General features: G+C 29.6%; 24 protein-coding genes and 1 pseudogene. 11 read left to right on the top strand and 14 right to left on the bottom strand.

Annotation, left to right across the window (positions count from 1 at the left end):
* Positions 1-6 precede the first annotated feature (6 nt).
* The 9 genes from ffh (at position 7) to L8W68_RS00810 (ending at position 5546) form a co-directional block, all read left to right on the top strand.
* Positions 7-1344, top strand: coding sequence for a signal recognition particle protein (gene ffh, locus L8W68_RS00850; RefSeq protein WP_263674641.1), 1338 nt, complete (start codon positions 7-9; stop codon positions 1342-1344).
* Positions 1345-1415: 71 nt separating this feature from the next.
* Positions 1416-1643 carry a 30S ribosomal protein S16 gene (gene rpsP / locus L8W68_RS00845; RefSeq protein ID WP_012661702.1) on the top strand — a complete coding sequence of 76 codons (228 nt, stop codon included), beginning with the start codon at positions 1416-1418 and terminating at the stop codon, positions 1641-1643.
* A gap of 2 nt (positions 1644-1645) precedes the next feature.
* Positions 1646-1891, top strand: coding sequence for a KH domain-containing protein (locus L8W68_RS00840; RefSeq protein WP_263674640.1), 246 nt, complete (start codon positions 1646-1648; stop codon positions 1889-1891).
* Positions 1881-2405: a ribosome maturation factor RimM gene (gene rimM / locus L8W68_RS00835; RefSeq protein ID WP_263674639.1), complete on the top strand. Its 525-nt coding sequence runs from the start codon at positions 1881-1883 to the stop codon at positions 2403-2405. The genes L8W68_RS00840 and rimM overlap by 11 nt, the downstream gene beginning before the upstream one ends.
* The gene (gene trmD, locus L8W68_RS00830) at positions 2402-3106 is read left to right on the top strand and encodes a tRNA (guanosine(37)-N1)-methyltransferase TrmD (RefSeq protein WP_263674637.1); all 705 of its coding nucleotides are present in this window, start codon (positions 2402-2404) and stop codon (positions 3104-3106) included. The genes rimM and trmD overlap by 4 nt, the downstream gene beginning before the upstream one ends.
* Positions 3107-3117: 11 nt before the next feature.
* Positions 3118-3474: a 50S ribosomal protein L19 gene (gene rplS, locus L8W68_RS00825; RefSeq protein WP_012661698.1), complete on the top strand. Its 357-nt coding sequence runs from the start codon at positions 3118-3120 to the stop codon at positions 3472-3474.
* A gap of 2 nt (positions 3475-3476) precedes the next feature.
* A complete protein-coding gene (locus L8W68_RS00820) occupies positions 3477-3830 on the top strand; it encodes a cupin domain-containing protein (RefSeq protein ID WP_263674636.1) in 354 nt (117 codons plus the stop codon).
* A gap of 52 nt (positions 3831-3882) precedes the next feature.
* Positions 3883-5223, top strand: a complete 1341-nt coding sequence (locus L8W68_RS00815; protein ID WP_263674634.1) for a class II 3-deoxy-7-phosphoheptulonate synthase — start codon at positions 3883-3885, stop codon at positions 5221-5223.
* Positions 5217-5546, top strand: a complete 330-nt coding sequence (locus L8W68_RS00810) for a Spx/MgsR family RNA polymerase-binding regulatory protein (protein WP_263674633.1) — start codon at positions 5217-5219, stop codon at positions 5544-5546. The genes L8W68_RS00815 and L8W68_RS00810 overlap by 7 nt, the downstream gene beginning before the upstream one ends.
* Here the strand turns inward: L8W68_RS00810 and L8W68_RS00805 are convergent.
* Positions 5547-5870, bottom strand: a pseudogene (locus L8W68_RS00805) (efflux RND transporter permease subunit); the annotation flags it as partial.
* Between the two features lie 18 nt (positions 5871-5888).
* On the bottom strand, positions 5889-6014 hold the full coding sequence (locus L8W68_RS00800; protein WP_263674632.1) for a hypothetical protein: 126 nt from the start codon (positions 6012-6014) through the stop codon (positions 5889-5891).
* Between the two features lie 33 nt (positions 6015-6047).
* Here L8W68_RS00800 and L8W68_RS00795 point away from each other — a divergent pair, with 33 nt between their 5' ends.
* Both L8W68_RS00795 and L8W68_RS00790 read left to right on the top strand, forming a co-directional pair.
* Positions 6048-7097, top strand: coding sequence for a DNA cytosine methyltransferase (locus L8W68_RS00795; protein WP_263674631.1), 1050 nt, complete (start codon positions 6048-6050; stop codon positions 7095-7097).
* 1 nt (position 7098) lies between these two features.
* A complete protein-coding gene (locus L8W68_RS00790; protein ID WP_263674630.1) occupies positions 7099-9024 on the top strand; it encodes an ATP-binding protein in 1926 nt (641 codons plus the stop codon).
* 195 nt (positions 9025-9219) lie between these two features.
* On the opposite strand, the gene L8W68_RS00785 is transcribed toward L8W68_RS00790, so the two are convergent.
* The 12 genes from L8W68_RS00785 to L8W68_RS00730 all read right to left on the bottom strand — a co-directional run bounded on the left by L8W68_RS00785 (position 9220) and on the right by L8W68_RS00730 (position 17678).
* A complete protein-coding gene (locus L8W68_RS00785; protein ID WP_263674629.1) occupies positions 9220-10137 on the bottom strand; it encodes a phage late control D family protein in 918 nt (305 codons plus the stop codon).
* Complete coding sequence (locus L8W68_RS00780) at positions 10131-10322, bottom strand: tail protein X (protein WP_214136405.1); 192 nt, start codon at positions 10320-10322, stop codon at positions 10131-10133. Before L8W68_RS00780 ends, L8W68_RS00785 begins: the two co-directional genes overlap by 7 nt.
* Positions 10315-10689, bottom strand: a complete 375-nt coding sequence (locus tag L8W68_RS00775) for a phage tail protein (protein ID WP_263674627.1) — start codon at positions 10687-10689, stop codon at positions 10315-10317. The genes L8W68_RS00780 and L8W68_RS00775 overlap by 8 nt, the downstream gene beginning before the upstream one ends.
* Positions 10690-10691: 2 nt before the next feature.
* On the bottom strand, positions 10692-12680 hold the full coding sequence (locus tag L8W68_RS00770; protein ID WP_263674626.1) for a phage tail tape measure protein: 1989 nt from the start codon (positions 12678-12680) through the stop codon (positions 10692-10694).
* Positions 12681-12930: 250 nt separating this feature from the next.
* Positions 12931-13068 carry a hypothetical protein gene (locus L8W68_RS00765; RefSeq protein ID WP_214136409.1) on the bottom strand — a complete coding sequence of 46 codons (138 nt, stop codon included), beginning with the start codon at positions 13066-13068 and terminating at the stop codon, positions 12931-12933.
* Positions 13052-13288 (bottom strand): phage tail assembly protein, encoded by a 237-nt coding sequence (locus L8W68_RS00760; RefSeq protein ID WP_214136408.1) that lies wholly within the window; start codon positions 13286-13288, stop codon positions 13052-13054. The genes L8W68_RS00765 and L8W68_RS00760 overlap by 17 nt, the downstream gene beginning before the upstream one ends.
* A gap of 9 nt (positions 13289-13297) precedes the next feature.
* Positions 13298-13813 (bottom strand): phage major tail tube protein, encoded by a 516-nt coding sequence (locus L8W68_RS00755; RefSeq protein WP_214136407.1) that lies wholly within the window; start codon positions 13811-13813, stop codon positions 13298-13300.
* A gap of 20 nt (positions 13814-13833) precedes the next feature.
* Positions 13834-15024 carry a phage tail sheath family protein gene (locus L8W68_RS00750; RefSeq protein WP_263674625.1) on the bottom strand — a complete coding sequence of 397 codons (1191 nt, stop codon included), beginning with the start codon at positions 15022-15024 and terminating at the stop codon, positions 13834-13836.
* A gap of 3 nt (positions 15025-15027) precedes the next feature.
* Positions 15028-15741 (bottom strand): hypothetical protein, encoded by a 714-nt coding sequence (locus L8W68_RS00745; protein WP_263674624.1) that lies wholly within the window; start codon positions 15739-15741, stop codon positions 15028-15030.
* Positions 15742-15752: 11 nt separating this feature from the next.
* A complete protein-coding gene (locus L8W68_RS00740; protein ID WP_263674623.1) occupies positions 15753-16109 on the bottom strand; it encodes a DUF1353 domain-containing protein in 357 nt (118 codons plus the stop codon).
* Positions 16109-16732 carry a DUF4376 domain-containing protein gene (locus L8W68_RS00735; protein ID WP_263674622.1) on the bottom strand — a complete coding sequence of 208 codons (624 nt, stop codon included), beginning with the start codon at positions 16730-16732 and terminating at the stop codon, positions 16109-16111. Before L8W68_RS00735 ends, L8W68_RS00740 begins: the two co-directional genes overlap by 1 nt.
* 10 nt (positions 16733-16742) lie before the next feature.
* Positions 16743-17678 carry a hypothetical protein gene (locus L8W68_RS00730; RefSeq protein WP_263674621.1) on the bottom strand — a complete coding sequence of 312 codons (936 nt, stop codon included), beginning with the start codon at positions 17676-17678 and terminating at the stop codon, positions 16743-16745.
* Between the last annotated feature and the right edge of the window lie 5 nt (positions 17679-17683).

The following is a 17683-nucleotide window of genomic DNA, read 5'->3' as shown; positions in this document are numbered from 1 at the left end:
AATAAAGTGTTTGAAATAGTTAGTGAGTCATTTAAATCCGCAGTTAATAAACTTCGTTTTGTTGATGATGAAAAAGCTTTAAAAAATGCTCTTGACACTTTAAAAAAAGCCCTTTTAAAAGCAGATGTACATCATAAAGTTACTAAAGAATTACTTGCTTTAGTAGAAAATGATGTGAAAACTAATGGCATAGGTCAAAAACAATTTTTAGACTCAATTAAGAAAAATTTAGAAGAAATTCTTAGTGTTAAAGGTAAAAATCAAGGTTTTGTATTTGCTAGTAAGCCACCTACGGTTGTTTTGATGTGTGGTTTGCAAGGTGGTGGTAAAACTACTACTACGGTAAAAATTGCTAATTACTTAAAACTAAGAAATAAAAAAGTATTAATTGCTGCATGTGATTTGCAAAGATTAGCTGCAGTAGAACAGCTAAGACAACTCACTCAAGCTAATGAGCTTGATTTATTTTTCATAGAAAATGAAAGCAATCCTTTAAATGTAGCTAAACAAGCTTTGGAAAAAGCAAAAAATTCTATGTATGATGTTTTGCTTGTAGATACTGCCGGCCGTTTAGCAATTGATACGGCTTTGATGAATGAGCTTAAAGAAGTAAAAGCTATTTTAAATCCTGATGAAGTATTTTATGTAGCTGATGCTATGAGTGGTCAAGATGGAGTTAAAACTGCAAGTAGTTTTAATGAGGCTTTAGAAATTACAGGGGTTATTTTAAGTAAATTTGATGCAGATACTAAAGGTGGTGTTGCGCTAGGTATAGCAAAACAAATTGGTGTGCCTTTAAGATTTATAGGTGTTGGTGAGAAAGTAGCTGATTTGGAAGTGTTTATCCCTGATAGGATTGTTAATCGTATCATGGGCGAGGGTGATTTAGCGACTTTGGCTGAAAAAACTGCAACCATTATTGATGAAAAAGAAGCAAAAAAACTTAATAAGAAAATTAAAAAAGGTGAATTTAATTTTAATGACTTTTTAAATCAAATGGAAAGTGTTAAAAAACTTGGTAGTATGAAATCAATCATTGGTATGATACCTGGTTTATCATCTATGGCAGCAAATATTAAAGATATTGACTTGGATAATTCTAAAGAAATTATTCATATTAAGGCAATGATTTCATCAATGACGCCAAAAGAAAGAGAAAATCCTGATTTGTTAAATAACGCAAGAAAGCGTCGTATTGCAGAGGGTGCTGGTTTATCTCAAATGGAAGTAAATCGCTTTTTAAAACAATTTAGTAATGCAGCCAAGTTGGCAAAGAAATTTTCAAATAAAAAAGGAATGGAAAACTTTATGAATATGTTGCAGCAAGCTAAAAGACCGCAATAATTAAAGCTTTTTTATGGATATATGAGTTAAAATATCTATAACAAAATTTTAATTTTTTTAGGAGTATTAAAATGACAGTAATCAGACTTACAAAAATGGGACGTAAAAAAAGACCATTTTATCGTATAGTTGTAACTGATAGTAGAAAAAGACGCGATGGTAGCTGGATAGAAAGCATTGGATATTACAATCCTATGGTTGAACCTGAAGTGGTAAAATTTGATGCTGAGCGTTTAGCTTATTGGAAAAGCGTAGGTGCTAAGTTAAGCGATAGAGTAGCAGCTATTACAAGCAAATAAAAATGGTTGAAAATTTTTTAAGAGAATACGCAAAATTAATTGTTGATTTTCCTGAAAAAGTTGATATACAAAGACAAAATTTAGAAAACAATTTTGCTGAGGTTATCATTTATGTCGATCCATCTGATACTGGTAAGTTGATCGGAAAAAATGGAAAATTAATCAACGCAATAAAAACAGTCATTATGGCTTATAAAGTTAAAGATGCAACTTCATATCGTATAACGGTAAAAGCCATTGAAGAATGATTTGATCCAAGTTGCTAAACTTGGGAAAAGTGTTGGTTTAAAAGGTTATGTAAAATTACATAATCTTAGTGATTTTTATGAGCAGTTTAAAATAGGTGCTAAATTTTTTGATATTAATCAAAAAATTTACACCATAAAGGCTTTTGATAAAACTAGATCTTTAGTTTTATTTGAAGGATTTGAGAGTGTTGAGACTGCTAAAACCTTAACTAATATTACTCTTTTTCAAACTATTGAAGCCACAAAAGAAACTTGTAAATTAAAAAAAGATGAGTATTTTTATTTTGACATAATTGGATGTGATGTTATTGAAAATGAGCACAAACTAGGTGTAGTTGAAGACATTTTAGAAAATGGAGCAGGATTTTTATTTTGTATAAAATGCGATGAAAAACTACAAACAAAGGTTAAAAACTTTTATATTCCTTATGTTGATAAATATATTCAAAAAGTTGATGTAGAAAATAAAAAGATATTCACACAATCTGCTTTAGATATTTTAGAAAATTCATGAAATATACTTTTGTAAGTTTATTCCCAGAGCTTATTGAGCCTTATTTTCAAACTTCTATTTTAGCAAGAGCAAAAGAAAAAGGGATATTAGAATTTGCTTTTGTTAATCCTAGAAATTTTACCACAAACAAGCACTTTAAAGTAGATGATTATAAAATAGGAGGAGGCGCAGGGCTTTTGTTGCAAGCTCAGCCTTTGTATGATTGCTTAAGGTATATTAAAAAGCAAGATAAAAATGTTCATTTTGTTTTTCTTTTGCCTTGCGCTAAGACTTTTAAACAAACTGATGCTAAAAGATTAAGTAAGAAAGATCATATTTGCTTTGTAAGTAGTAGATATGAGGGTTTGGATGAGCGCATTGTGGAAGAATTTGCTAATGAGATATTTTCTATAGGTGATTTTATACTTACAGGTGGAGAGTTAGCGTCTTTGGTGATGTGTGATGCTATTAGCAGAAATATTCAAGATGTTCTTGGAAATAGCGAAAGCTTAAGTGAAGAAAGTTTTGAAAATGACTTATTAGAAGCCCCATCGTTTTCTAAACCTTTTATTTTTGAAAAGGAAAATAAAAAATTTTATGTGCCTTCAGAGTTTTTAAAGGGAAATCACGCTAAAATCACAGCTTTAAAAACTACTTTGGCGTCTTGCAAAACGAAATATTTTCGTCCTGATTTGTATCAAAAGCATGAACGCAAATTTTAAGGAATATCGTTATGAAAAATAAATACATTGAGCAATTTGAGCAAAAACAAATTGAAGGTAAAAATGTTCCAGAATTTCGTGCTGGAGATACTTTAAGACTTGCTATTCGCATTAAAGAAGGCGATAAAACAAGAATTCAAAATTTTGAAGGTATTTGTATAGCACGTAGAGGAAATGGTGTAGATGAAACTTTCATCGTACGTAAAATCGGCGCTAATAATGTAGGCGTTGAAAGAATTTTCCCTATTTATAGTGAAAGTTTAGAAAGTATTACAGTATTAAGAAGAGGTCGTGTGCGCCGTGCTAGATTATTCTACCTAAGAGATAGAAGAGGTAAGGCTGCTCGTATTAAAGAACTTAAAAAATAAAAGTGAAATTTAGAACTCAAATATATGAAGTAATTTCTTGGGAGCAAGAAATTCAAAACGGCATAAATATATCTAAGAAAATAGAAAATGCTTATGCTAAAGAAATCTGCATAACTATGTCAAAAGATAGCTTTATGAAAGATCATAAAGCGCCTTTTGATATTACCATACAAGTATTAAAAGGCTCCATTGATTTTGGAGTTTTAAACCAAAAAATTTTACTTAAAACACTAGATAGTATAAGTTTAAAAGCTCATGAGATTCATAATCTTTTAGCGCTAGAAGATTCTATAGTGCGCTTAACTTTGTATAAGCAAGATAGTCTTGAACGCGTTGAAAGTGTTTTAAAATCTTAATTTAAGCCTCATTTTGTATAATTTTAGCTTACTAAAATGAGGAAGTTAAGCTATGAAATGGACTAAAGATTCTTGGAAAAATTATAAAATTCAGCAACAACCACAATATCCTGATGAAAATGAATTACAAGATGTTGTTAGAAAATTAGAAAAATTACCACCGCTTGTTTTTGCAGGTGAGGTAGATAAATTAAAAAAATCTCTTGCTAAGGTTGTAAATTCTCAAGCATTTTTACTCCAAGGAGGAGATTGTGCTGAGAGTTTTGTAAATTTTGGCGCTGATAATATAAGAGATATGTTCAAAGTTATGCTTCAAATGGCTATAGTGCTTACTTTTGCAGGATCTTGTCCCATCGTTAAAGTAGGGCGCGTTGCAGGACAATTTGCAAAGCCAAGAAGTAGTGATTTTGAAGAAATTGAAGGAGTAAAGCTTCCAAGTTATCGCGGGGATATTATTAATGGTTTTGAATTTAATGAAAAATCAAGAATAGCTGATCCTAAAAGAATGCTAGAAGCATATTATCAAAGTGCTACAACTTTAAATTTATTAAGAGCTTTTTCAAGAGGTGGTTTAGCGGATTTAAGAGTAGTGCATAAGTGGAATTTGGGTTTTTTAAAAAAGGCAGAACTTGGGAGAAAATATGATGAACTTAGTGAAAAAATCACTCAAGCTTTAGCTTTTATGCAAGCTTGTGGTATCACTGATACTCCAAATCTTTCTCAAACAGCCTTTTATACTTCTCATGAAGCCTTGCTTTTGCCTTATGAAGAAGCTTTAACTAGGGTAGATAGTTTAAGCGGGGAAATTTATGATTGTTCAGCACATATGCTTTGGATAGGTGAGCGTACTAGAAAGGCAGATGAAGCACATGTGCATTTTTTAAGCGGTGTGAAAAATCCACTTGGTGTTAAACTTAGTGCTAATTATGATTTAGATGAGATTAAAAAGTTAGTAAGTATTTTAAATCCGCATAATGAAGCAGGAAGATTAAATTTTATCATTCGTATGGGATGTGATAAGATAGAAAATGCCTTGCCAAAATTATTTAAAGAGTTAAAACAAGAAGGATTTAATATACTTTATAGCATAGATCCTATGCATGCAAACACAGTTAAATCAGGTAATTTTAAAACAAGAGAATTTGATAAAATCATTCAAGAAGTGCGTGCATTTTTTGAAATAGCTATGAGTGAGGGAGTATATCCTGGTGGGGTACATTTGGAAATGACAGGGCAAAATGTAACAGAATGTGTAGGAGGCTCTTTAAATATCACTCAAGAAGAACTTTCTAAACGCTATGAAACACAATGTGATCCAAGATTAAATGCTGATCAAGCTTTAGAATTAGCATTTATCATAGCAGACTTAGTTAAAAAGGCAAGAAAATGTTAAAATTTTATGGTATTAAAAATTGCAATAGTGTTAAAAAAGCTATGGATTATTTAAATTCTAAGAAAATTGAATTTGAATTTTTAGATATTAAAAAGCTAGATGAAGAAACTTTAAATTTTTGGCTTAGTAAAAGAAATGTTTTGGAGCTTGTAAATACAGCGGGTATGAGCACTAGAAAATTAGGCTTAAATAAAGAAAAACTTCAAAATTTAGACCAAGATAAAATTAAAGCAATGATTTTAGAAAACCCAACACTCATAAAACGCCCATTGATTGTAAAAGATGATGAAGTTTTTATAGCTAAAGAGTATGAGAGTTTTTAATTAAATTTTCTCTCTTTGGTAGATTTTTTTAATTTTCACATCTAAATTATGAGCAAATTTAAATAAAGCTGGTACTACTAAAAGTGTAAGTAAGGTTGAGCTAATAAGACCAAATATAATAGCAATGGCCATAGGAGAATTTCCTTCAAAACCAGAACCCCTTGAAAGTGCTAGTGGAAACATGGAAAAAATCATCGCAAAAGTTGTCATTAAAATGGCCCTTAAACGACTTTTTCCTGCATAAATTAGTGCTTTTCCTTCATCGCATTTTTTATTAGCTACATCTACTAATAATATAGCATTTTTTCCTACCATTCCAAAAATATAAAACCGCTTTTCAAATCAAAGCCATTTGATGCTTAAAATCAAAGTCGCATTTGTTTGACTTTGATTTCTAATGCAAAAAATATCATTAATATTATCTAAAGAGATATTAAAAGTCTTTAAGCATCTTGTATAAAATTTCATTATATAATTTTGCAAAAAAATAAAGTGTCTTTTATGAGTGAAAGTAAAGTAATTGATTTATTTTGTGGTGTTGGTGGATTAAGCTGTGGTTTAAAACAAGCTGGTTTTGAAATAATAGCAGGATATGATTTAGATAAAACCTGCAAATATGCTTATGAAAAAAATATAAAAGCACAGTTTATAGAAAAAAATATAAAAAACATTTCTTCAAAAGAGATTCAAGAATATTTTGGTGATACAAAATGCAAGATTCTAGTAGGATGTGCTCCATGTCAAACATTTTCTAAATACACTAAAGGAAAAAATAATGAAAATGATGAGAAATGGACTTTGCTTAATGAATTTCTTAGATTAATAATTGAAATAAAACCTGAAATTATTAGTATGGAAAATGTACCTAATTTAGAAAAATACCCAATATTTAAAAATTTTATTAATACTTTAAAAAAACATGGTTATTTTATTGATTATAAAATTATATTTTGTCCAGACTATGGTATGCCACAAAAAAGAAAAAGATTAGTTTTATTAGGATCTAAAATTAAAGAAATACACATTATAAATAAAACACACCACAAAGAAAATTACAAAACAGTAAGAGATACAATTGGTTTTCTACCTAAAATTAAATCAGGAGAACAATCAAAAACAGATCCATTACACATAGCTAAACCTTTATCAGGATTAAATTTAGAAAGAATTAAAGCTACCCCTAAAAATGGTGGTAGTTGGAAAGATTGGCCTGAGCATTTAATACTTAAATGCCATAAAAAAGAATCTGGTAAAAATTTTGGTAGTGTATATGGAAGGATGAAATGGGAAGAACCTTCCCCTACAATGACTACTTTTTGTACGAGTTTAGGAAATGGTAGATTTGGACACCCTGAGCAAAATCGTGCAATAAGTTTAAGAGAAGCAAGTTTATTGCAAACATTTCCTGCAGATTATGATTTTATTGATAATGAAGTTGGAATTAAAACATCTGTTATCTCAAGACATATAGGAAATGCTGTTCCTCCAAGACTTGGAGAAATAATAGGAATAAGCATTAAAAAACATTTGGAGAATTTTTATGCAATATAGAATGAAAGTTAGTTTAAATATAATTGAGCATTTGGGGGTTAATTTATACAGTAATTTACCAGCTGTTTTATCTGAAATAGTTGCAAATTCTTGGGATGCAGATGCAACAGAAGTTAAAATGAATATTCATGATACTGATAAGATAGAGATTATAGATAATGGCTTTGGTATGAACAAAGACGATATTAATGAAAAATTTTTAAATGTTGGATATAAGAAAAGAGCTGATAATTTTACGAAAACTCCAAGTGGTAGAAAAGTTATGGGTAGAAAAGGAATAGGAAAACTATCTTTATTTTCAATTGCAAATAAAATTACTGTTATCAGTAAGAAAAAAGATGATATAACTAATGCATTTATCATGGATATTGATGATATTAAAAAAGCAATTGATGAAGAAGGGGTATACGAGCCAACTCCGCTAGATAACAATAGCTTACCAATGCAAATAGAATGCCAAGGAACTGTTATAATTTTAGAAAAACTAAAAAGAGAACGAATTAAATATAATAATATTAGAATGAATTTAGCAAGACGTTTTTCAATTATAGATAATTCAAATTTTAAGGTAGTTGTGAATGGAAAAGAAATTGGAATAGAAGAAAGAAACTATTTTAAAAAATTAGACTATATTTGGTATTTTGGAGAAAGTAGTAAAAAATTTTTAAATTTATGCAAAGAAGGCACACAGTCTACATTACTTCAAAATAATATAGAAGATAGCTACTCAATTAGTGGTTGGATAGGTAATGCAGAAGATTCTGGATTATTGCAAGAAGAAGATGGAGATGAAAATTTAAATAAGATTTCTATTCTTGTTAGAGGAAAACTTGCTCAAGAAGATATACTAGCAGAATTTAGAATTGGCGGGTTGTATACAAAATTTTTAATAGGAGAAATCTGTGCAGATTTTTTAGATGATGATAATCTTGAAGATATAGCCACTTCTAATAGACAAAAACTCAAAGAGGATGATCAGAGATATATTATTTTAAAGGAATTTTTAAGGAAACAACTTGGCATTATAAGCAATCAACGACAAAAATTTAAAGAGGAAATGGGTGTAAAAGAAGCACAGAAGTACGAACCTATTAAAAAATGGTATGATAGCTTAGATAGAAATTTAAAAAAACAAGCAGATAAATTATTTGGAAAAATCAATCAAATTGCCAAAGAAGAAAAAGATAAAATAACCCTTATGAAACAAGGAGTATTAGCATTTGAAAATATGAAAATACGAAACGCTCTCGATTCGCTAAATGAAATAAGCGACGATAATTTAGAAAAATTTTTAGAAATTTTTGACTATTATAGAGATATTGAAGCAGGGGTTTATTATACAATCACTAGCGAAAGATTAAAAATTATACAATCTTTAAAAGAAAAAATGCAAAACAATGAAAAAGAGAGAATTTTACAAGAGCATATATTTGACAACTTGTGGCTACTTGACCCTTCATGGGAAAGAGGTACAGAGAATGCACAAATGGAAGAAGTAATTCAACTTTTGGCACAAGATGATTCAGATGATATAAAAAAAGGTAGAATAGATATTCACTATAGAAAAACAGCTGGAGAACATCTTATCATTGAACTCAAAAGAGCTAATGTTAATATAACATTTTCACAAATTACAGGCCAGTTGGGAAAATATAAAATGGCGTTAAAAAATAAATTAAAGCAAATTAATAGGGAAAATGAAACAATTGAATGTATTTTCATATGCGGTAAAATACCAAAAGAATGGGAAGATTTAGATACAAAAAAAGAAGATCAAGATGCATTAAAATCAAAAAGAATTAAACTGTTGACATACGATGAATTAATAATTCAGTCATATAATGCTTATAAAGAATATATAGACAGAGATCAAGAGAGTACAAGGATTTTAAAAATACTTAAAGAAATCGATCAAATGGAAGAATAAAGATGTAGTGTATTTAGTATTTTATATAGAATATATTTTTTTAAAAAAAGAAAAGCTGAAGTTTTTTATTGTCACTTAATTCACAATAATATCTTAAGTCGTATCACTGAATGCTATCTGACTTTTCCTTTGTTTTCCTATCTCATCCTTCAAAATTCACACTTATGGTATAACCACTCAAAGAAAAGTCATGTTTTACATCTTTGATACTATAAAAATAGCTTTTTCTTCGATACCTTTTATTTCTACGCGCGCTCCTGCTTTTATGTTTGCTCCAAGCATACTAAAGCTTCCTTCGTAAGAAGCTGCATTTAAAGCATCGAGTTTAGCATTTGCTATCCTTAAAGCCTCGCTTTCATTTTTTACTCCAGCGATTTTTAGCTCATACACAGCTGCACTATCATTTCCGCTCATTACATTTTTTACAACAGCTTGTTCTATATCTTGATAGCTAACTTTAACACCAGTATAATTGTTTCTATTTTTAATGTTAATATTTAAATCACTTAAATCTTTTAAATCAAAGCTATATTTAATACCACCTTCTTGCTCTCCTCCACCTACAACTCCTTCTTGTGCTGCTTGTTTTTGCTCTATGATGATAAGAGTTTGTTCTTTTATACAAGCTAAAAAACCATATTTTGCACATAAAGTATAGATAAACTCAATATCACTTATATTATTTTGAAGTTCATGTTTGATACAAGCTTTATTTGCGTTGTTTGTTTTTGCTTTTAAGTTGTTTTCTGTGGCAATTTTTAAAGCAATATCTGCAAGATTAGTGTTTTCCCATGTTCTTGATTTTTTATTTTTAATATCACTAGCAAAATTAATCGCAGTAGCTTTAATATCTGTTGTGTGATTACCATAATTTTTACTAAAACCATTTATGCTAAAAGTTCCACATTTATAAAGTTTTTCATCAAATCCCAGCCAAAGTTCTAATTTATCTCCAAAAGGAGCTCTTGCATAAAGTCCATTTAAGCTAATACTTAACTCATCGCTTTCATCTTTAGCTTTATCATCAAAACTAAGGCTGATTAAATTTTTGCTAATTCTTTGTGTTATATCTTCATTATTTGCTTTTATTTTAAAATTAGGACATTTTACCATAGCACATCCTCTTTACTTTCTTTTTGCTTTATCACTGGCAAAACAATCTTATCTCCTGTTTTTAAAAGAGGCTCTAGTTTAGGATTTACCATCAAAACCTGATCAAAATATTCTAAGGTGCCATAATGTTTATAAACTATGCTATCAAGCTTTTCTCCATCTTTAGCAATGTAAATTTTACTCATCAAAATCCCTTTGCAAGTTAAGTTCAAAACTTTGTACTAAAAAGCCACTTCCGTTTAAAAATGCACTTTGTCTTTCATTTATGCTTAAAATTGCAAAATTTCCAAAATATCTTCCACTAGCACTACACATTGCGTAACTTTTATTTTGAGAAGCCATTTGCTTTAAAGTATCTAAATAAGTATTTTTATCTTTACTTAAAGGTAATGTTTTTCCACTTATTCTTATGCTTTCATTTGCTTTAGATACACTAATTAATGCCTTGTGATTATTAATACGCTCTATACTCGTAATACCATATTCATAGCTTTTTTCAAGTTCATCTACGTTTAAAGCTTCAAATTGAAATTCACCTAAACAAAATATCATTTTTAACCCCATATAGTTGTTTGTGCTTTTTTATCTGCATTCTTATTTAATGCTGATAAAACACTATTTTCAATTTCTTTTGCAAAATTTTTTAAATCAAACACTCCATCTTTTGAACTTATATTAAAAGTTCCATTTATATTTACATTAATTTCATTTCTTGTGGAAAGCTCACCTTTTTTAGAAATCATAGCAGGCTTATCTTCTATTATGTTAGTTATATTTGATTTTGGTGTAATTGGGGTGCTAGAATTTGCATGTGTTATTTTTTCTTGTTTTTTATTTTCTTCTTGATTTTTGTCTTCACTAAAGCCAAAAAAAGCCCCAATACTTTTAGCCACCTCTTTGATTTTTGAAAAAGCAGAACTTAACCACTCGAATTTAGATGCAAACCATCCAAACAAACCATCCCACAAGGAACTAAAAAAACCACCAATACCTTGCCAAATTCCTTTAAAGAAATCACCAAAACTAGAAAAAGCAGAACTAATTTTTTCTAAAAATGAAATAAAAAAGTTTTTTACTTTATCCCAATTTAGTATAACCAAAGCAGCAATAGCAGCAATAGCCATTAAAACAAGACCTATAGGATTGCTTAAAAATGCGATTTTTAATATGTTAAAAGCAGCAGTTATTTTTGTTATGCTAAAAGCAAAATTAGCCATGACTAATTGAGTGAGAATAAGTCCTGTTCTATAAGCAGTTACAGCTACACTTAAGGCAGTTATCACAACTATTGCTGTTCCTATTGCAGCACTTAAGTTTGGAAAGGTATCCACAAGCCATCTAATTGCATTAATAACAGAACTTAAAGCTTTAGTTATTATATTAACAGCAGGTGCAAGTGCGGCTCCTAGTGAAGCTGTTAGATTGCTGATTGATGTTGTAAGCTTATCGATGTTTGCATTTGTACTGGAATTAAATTTGTGAAATTCTTGGTTTAAGCTACCAGATTGAGTTTTGTTTAAGCTTTTTAATGCTTGCTCATATTTATCTGTATTATCAACTAAATTTTGCATCATACCTGCAGCACCAGTTCCAAAAACAGAGTTTAAAAAATCTGTCATTTCATCTTTTGGTAATGTTTTTATTTGATTTAAAAGTATTTTTACAGCCTCAGCACCATCTTGTTTAAAGTAAGCACTCAATTGTTCTGTACTAAGACCTAGTGATAAAAATTGTTTTTTGACATCATCGCTGGCGTTATTAAGTGTAGATAGTACTCCAGTAAGAGCTTTAAAAGTCCCTACTGCTTCACCCTCATCTTTAGTAGCGCTTGCAAAAGCAGCACTAAGTGCTGCAGTAGCCTCTGCATTCATTCCTATAAGCTTAGCATCGCCTCCTACTTCATTCATTACCCTAGCAACACTAGCAGCTGATACATTAGAAACTTTAGCTACATTAACTATCTTATCTCCTAAACTTTGCATTTGATCTACATTTAGCTTGTAGATATTTGATAATTTACTCATAAAGCCAGCGGCTTCTTCATTGCTTAATTCAAAAACTTTTTGATAATTTATTCCAAGTTTTGAAAAAGCCAAAATCTGTTCTTGACTTTTAATACCAAGTTTACTTGCTTCTGCCCCTAATTTCATTATTTCATTTACCGGAGCACCTAAGCTAGAACTAAGAGATAAGAAATTTTCCCTTAATGTATTAAGAGTTTGATTGTCCATGTTAAGATATTGGTTGATGCGGTTTAAATCATCCTCCACATTAGCTGATATTTTAACAGGAGCTACAACAGCTAAAGAAGCAGCTGCTTTTCCTACAAGTTCGCCACTCATAGAACCAAATTCTTCTTTCAAAGCACTTATTTTAGCTTTTGATTTTTCAAGAGCATCTATGCTTTTATTTAAAGCTTTGACGCTTTTTGTGCTTTGGTCTAAATTAGCGCTAAATTTTTTTAAAGCCTCAGTATTTTTAGCAAATTCTTTAAATCCTTTAAACGCTAAAGATATACCAAAACTAAGTCCCAAATCTTGCATAATCTTCCTTTTTATTGTAAAATCCATTTCATGAAAAAAATAGACTATGATTTAAACGCTAAAATATTCTTTTTAAAAAACTTTAAAATCGTTTTTAAAGCCTTTTTAACACTCGGTGTTTTTGTCGCTTTTTTATTTTCTTTTTTAAGTGATGATTATTTGGCAAGCTTTATTAATATCACTTCTTTTTTTATACTTTTTTCCTTAAGTCTTTTTGTTTTAACTTTCATTTATTGTCTTTTAAAAAAAGCTAGCTAGATTTAGCAATTTTTAAACTAATATCTAAAAATTCAAGATAATCTTTTATATTTAAATTCATAATTTCATTATAAGAAAAATGCAAATAATGGGCTATTAAAGCAATAGCCTCATTATTTATTGCTCCCACTGGGAGTTTGGTACTCATTTAGTGTATTACTTAAAAGTGTAATATCTTCAAGATTTAATTTATCTAGTTCTTCTAAACTCATATTAGTACATTCTCCGATAATATAAAAAGCTCTTGAGCCCTCGCCCTTTTGCATATCCATAGATCGACGCAACATTCCAGCTGTTGGTGCGTTAAATTTGACTTCATTTCCATTTGATAGTTTGATGATTTTTGACATTTTTTCTCCTTATAAACTTAAATTTGCTTTTACTTTTGCCATTTTATCAATGCCGTTAAATTCTAAAATAAGATTTTTCACATCAGCTAAAAATAACTTTTTACCATCCATTGTGATCTTTATATAATGGACATTGATTTTGATCTCGCTTGTAAATTCTCCACCTGCTACGATAGAAGGTGGTGTCATTGAAGTAAATTCTCCATTTAACTCAACCATGAAAGGTATTTCTTTACCTGATCCACTCTCATGAATGCTTGCCTTAAAAACAAGAGGAATTTTTGTTTTAGAAAAAGTATTTACACCAAAAGCTTCAAAAGCTTGCTCTCCCATTTCACTAATTTTAAAAGAGCATTCCATTGCTTTAAACACACCTGTGCCATAATTTGCACTTAATGCACCTTTACTTTCTAATACTTCTTGTTCTATAACAGGTAAAGTAATATCTCTTGCTACTCCAGCATATCCATATCCATCTATAAAACAATTTGCTTGTTCTATTACTTGAGGCACTCTATTAAACATACTACTCCTTTTTTATTTATTTATTGATCGCTAATGCTCTTAATCAAATCATCACTCCACTCATCTGAGTATTTGAAGTTAATGGTTAGTTGTTTTACAATTGGGTTATTCATGATTTTTACTTTTAAGTAAAATTTACCAGCACTAACATTGCTTGGAGTGTTTTTTTCCTCATCCCACTCTACATCATAGCCAATTAAAACCTTAGCACCTTTTAAATTTCTTAGCATTTCCTCAACGCTAATCTTCACAAAATAAAGCTCACTAGCTTTTTTATCTATAGCTTTAAAAGAGGCCTTTTGGGCTGCTATGGCTATACGATCAAAAGTTCTTACTCTTGCTAAATCTTGCCATATGGTATCTTCATCACTACTTTCCCCGCCCCAAGTTCTAAAGCCCTCATAAAGAATACAAGTTGAAATATGATTTTTTCTTAATCTATCTGCATCACAATCTTCGCCCATAATAAATTCCACAAAATGCTCACTCCCAGTTACTCCATTCATAACTCTATTGGAGTAAGAATCGCTAAAGCCATATTCTTTATCTCCATCAGTATGTGCTATCATTGCTGCTATGATTGGACTTTGAGGAACATAGGTGTATTTTCCTTGGGTATTTAAAATTTGCACCCAAGGCCAAGTGGCAACCAATCTTTTTGAGCTAAAACTTTCCATAGCATTAATAGCTTCTCCAGCATTATTTGCATATAAATCTACTATAGCTGTAATATTCATAGCCTCTGCTACGCTTTGAAGTTTAGCTTTTATACCTGCTTCATGAGAATAATAAGGAGCGATGATTAAATCAGGAGCAAAGCCTGTGCGATGCTTTGCTTTTTTAAACATTTCTATCGCTTCACTTGCATTTGCTAAAGTGTTTTCATCCTCTGTATCTTTTTCAAAAAAACTAATGATAATCACATTAGAAACATTTTGCAAATTAATGCATTCTAAAGCGTCTAAGAGTCTGAAATCTTGTAAATTATGCTCTTTAATCAAATCACCTACAAACTCTTTTGCTTTGCTTGCATTAGAAAAAGCAAAAATTGGCATAGTTTGAGTGCTATCATATCCAGCCTTAGTATAAATCATATCTTTACTTGCACCCTCAATCACTCCAGCTATACCTATAGGTGTATCACTTTGTATAGCTATAGGACTTGCTGCACCATTTTCTATAGTAAAATTAACTCCATAATTAGCTGCCATTATTTAACTCCTTTTTTTTAATTCTTTTGTTTTTGTGCTTAAAGTGTTAGCTGCATTATTAAAATCATATAATTCTTGAAAATCTGAGTTTAAATCTTCTTGTAAGAATGTATAAGAAACAACGCATTTTGATATGACTTGCTCATTTTCATCAATTAAATCTAAAGTGATAAAAATCTTATCAATATATAAAGCTTGCTCAATAGAACTTAGAGTGTTTTCTTTTAAAATTTTATAATCTAATTCTGCTTTAAACATTGCACTTTTTTCATTGATTAACACAGTGCTTGCTTCTTTTGGATTTAATTTTCCAAGATACTCATAAGATCCTTGAGTATTAGCACTAATGCTAAAATTTTTTCCATTATCTGCAAAAATAGTAACTAAAGATATTTTTGCTTTTTTTGCATTATTTGGAAAGCTTTTAATTGTAAATTTTTCAAAATAAGCCAAAGAGCTTGCTTGAAGCTCTATTTTTTCTTTAAAAGTAAAAATAGGATTTTCTTTTAAAGAATGTCTATAAAAAAGCTTTTTATCTTCTACTTTAAGTTCTATGTTTAAAGCATTTTTGCCATTTAAACCATCTTTAGTATGACTTAGTTTTTCATTTATAAGTTTTTCTATAAATTCTTTATCAATTACTTCTGGTTTTTGAGTTGGAGGCTTTATTAAGCCACCTTGCCCATCTTCTGGTATATAAGAAATGCCATAATCCATTTTAAACTCCTTTAAATACCTTTTAAAAAGCATTTAATTGCATGAAAGCTATTGCACGCATGATAAAAAATAAAAGTTTTAACACTAGAACATCCTAAGGCTTGCATAGCTTCTTTTAAAGCCAAATCTGCTAATTTATAATCATTTCTAGAATTAGCTTTTTCGCATAAATAATCATGCACAACAACCGCACTTAAATATTCAGGTGAGTTTGGCGGGAAAATACTCCAAAAAATTCTAGGAATATTTGCTCCATTGCTTGTAAAATTAGCAGGTATTTTTCCTTTAAAGCTTTTTAAACTAAACTCATAATCTTGCACAAGTATAAATCTATCTTTGCTAAATGGTTTTAAAATTACTTTTTTCATCATTCCTCCCAAACAATAGCTTCTAAATCTTGCTTGGATTTAGCTTGCTCTATTCTTTCTTTTAATGCATTTGCTTTAAATGTAATTTCTTGGGTATGATAAGCCACCATTGAAGCAAATTTTAAAAAATCTTGTGGTGTAAAAGTCACTTTTTCATCATTTATATCAATCCAAATGATTTCAGAAATTGAGTTAGCTTCACTTTGTATATCAAGCATTAAATTAGTTACAGCTCCAATGATATTTTGCTTGTCTTTTTCTCTTGTTTGGAAAGTATGCTCATTATAAATAAGTCCGCTTTCTAAAGCTTCATCTCTTTTAGTTTGAATTTCATATTTTTTCTTTTCTTTTAAAATATTTAATTTTTCATCTTCTTGTGAAATTGCTAGTAAGTACTCAAAATATAAATTCTCATTTTTATTTGCTAGACAGTGTTCTTTAACCGCTTTAGTACCATTTTCAATTTCTTGTGGTGTGATATCATCTATATATTCATCATTCTCATCTTTATTTAATTCTCTATTTACTATAGAAAGAGTGTTTCTTGATTCTATAGACCATTGTATTAATGAAAGACTTATATTTGCTCCTTGAGGTGTTATATTGTTTTTATCAATTATCATTATATTCTCCTTAATTTGTTTTACAAATATATCCACTAGGGTTATTAGATGTGTTAATAGGAACATTGTAATCAGTAGTATTACCTTCTAGAATTTGAGCTTTAATTGTAATCTTTCCGTTTTCAGATACAAAATTAGCTACCTCGCAATTTTTAATATTAGTGTTAAAACCTAATACTTCTCCTGAGGATAATCCCCATAATCCCCACTTACAATTTTCTATATTAACTTTTTTACAAAACTTGGTTGATATTTTAGAGCCTGTTCCAGACATTACTCCTATTTTAAAACCTTTGATATTAACACTTTCTCCTTCTATGGCTATGCATGATAATAAATCAGCAGTAATACCTGATAAAAAAGCATCACTACTATCTTGATATCTACCTATATTTTCCAAAGTTATGTTTTTTATGATAATATTGTTGCTAAACCCATAAAAAAATAAAGCAGATTTATTATTAGTCTTAATAGTATTATTATTACCATCTAAAATAATATTTGCACCATTATGATTATTTAAATAAGCTCTATCTGTAATTGTTAATTCATTTAGTAATTTTATTCTTATAGACATATACGCCGAACTAGAATATTTAGAAGCTTCAGCAAAAGCTTCTTGCAATGTTTTAAACATTCCACTAGTACCTACTGTAATTTCTAAGTTTTTAGTTAAAATTTTAGAATATCTACCATCAGCTTGACCTAAATTAATTCCTTCGTTTTCTTTGGTAGCCTCTGGAATACTTATAGGTTTTTCAAAAGAATTATTTCCACTAAATGAATTATCTTTATCTGTTGTTGCGGCTTTTTCTAGTTTTTCCTCAATACCAGCAATGTCACCTTCATTTTTTTCAAATTTATCCATCAATGCATCAGCTCTATTTATGACTTCTCCTATATTGTGAGCTAATTCATCTATTTTTGAACTCATATCAACACTCATTTATT

This window comes from Campylobacter sp. FU_497 (assembly GCF_025772425.1).
GTDB lineage: Bacteria > Campylobacterota > Campylobacteria > Campylobacterales > Campylobacteraceae > Campylobacter_D > Campylobacter_D lari_C.
This window is presented reverse-complemented; position numbering and strand designations above follow the sequence as displayed.

Excerpts from the sequence above, each read along its gene's own strand:
- rplS (WP_012661698.1), top strand. The coding sequence starts at position 3,118 with ATGAAAAATAAATACATTGAGCAATTTGAGCAAAAACAAATTGAAGGT.
- L8W68_RS00795 (WP_263674631.1), top strand. The coding sequence starts at position 6,048 with ATGAGTGAAAGTAAAGTAATTGATTTATTTTGTGGTGTTGGTGGATTA.
- L8W68_RS00745 (WP_263674624.1), bottom strand. The coding sequence starts at position 15,741 with ATGGATTATGGCATTTCTTATATACCAGAAGATGGGCAAGGTGGCTTA.
- L8W68_RS00815 (WP_263674634.1), top strand. The coding sequence starts at position 3,883 with ATGAAATGGACTAAAGATTCTTGGAAAAATTATAAAATTCAGCAACAA.
- L8W68_RS00840 (WP_263674640.1), top strand. The coding sequence starts at position 1,646 with ATGGTTGAAAATTTTTTAAGAGAATACGCAAAATTAATTGTTGATTTT.
- L8W68_RS00775 (WP_263674627.1), bottom strand. The coding sequence starts at position 10,689 with ATGATATTTTGTTTAGGTGAATTTCAATTTGAAGCTTTAAACGTAGAT.
- trmD (WP_263674637.1), top strand. The coding sequence starts at position 2,402 with ATGAAATATACTTTTGTAAGTTTATTCCCAGAGCTTATTGAGCCTTAT.
- L8W68_RS00770 (WP_263674626.1), bottom strand. The coding sequence starts at position 12,680 with ATGCAAGATTTGGGACTTAGTTTTGGTATATCTTTAGCGTTTAAAGGA.
- L8W68_RS00730 (WP_263674621.1), bottom strand. The coding sequence starts at position 17,678 with ATGAGTGTTGATATGAGTTCAAAAATAGATGAATTAGCTCACAATATA.
- L8W68_RS00760 (WP_214136408.1), bottom strand. The coding sequence starts at position 13,288 with ATGTCAAAAATCATCAAACTATCAAATGGAAATGAAGTCAAATTTAAC.
- L8W68_RS00790 (WP_263674630.1), top strand. The coding sequence starts at position 7,099 with ATGAAAGTTAGTTTAAATATAATTGAGCATTTGGGGGTTAATTTATAC.
- L8W68_RS00800 (WP_263674632.1), bottom strand. The coding sequence starts at position 6,014 with ATGAAATTTTATACAAGATGCTTAAAGACTTTTAATATCTCTTTAGAT.
- L8W68_RS00810 (WP_263674633.1), top strand. The coding sequence starts at position 5,217 with ATGTTAAAATTTTATGGTATTAAAAATTGCAATAGTGTTAAAAAAGCT.
- L8W68_RS00750 (WP_263674625.1), bottom strand. The coding sequence starts at position 15,024 with ATGGCAGCTAATTATGGAGTTAATTTTACTATAGAAAATGGTGCAGCA.
- L8W68_RS00735 (WP_263674622.1), bottom strand. The coding sequence starts at position 16,732 with ATGATAATTGATAAAAACAATATAACACCTCAAGGAGCAAATATAAGT.
- L8W68_RS00755 (WP_214136407.1), bottom strand. The coding sequence starts at position 13,813 with ATGTTTAATAGAGTGCCTCAAGTAATAGAACAAGCAAATTGTTTTATA.
- L8W68_RS00785 (WP_263674629.1), bottom strand. The coding sequence starts at position 10,137 with ATGGTAAAATGTCCTAATTTTAAAATAAAAGCAAATAATGAAGATATA.
- rpsP (WP_012661702.1), top strand. The coding sequence starts at position 1,416 with ATGACAGTAATCAGACTTACAAAAATGGGACGTAAAAAAAGACCATTT.
- L8W68_RS00780 (WP_214136405.1), bottom strand. The coding sequence starts at position 10,322 with ATGAGTAAAATTTACATTGCTAAAGATGGAGAAAAGCTTGATAGCATA.
- L8W68_RS00740 (WP_263674623.1), bottom strand. The coding sequence starts at position 16,109 with ATGAAAAAAGTAATTTTAAAACCATTTAGCAAAGATAGATTTATACTT.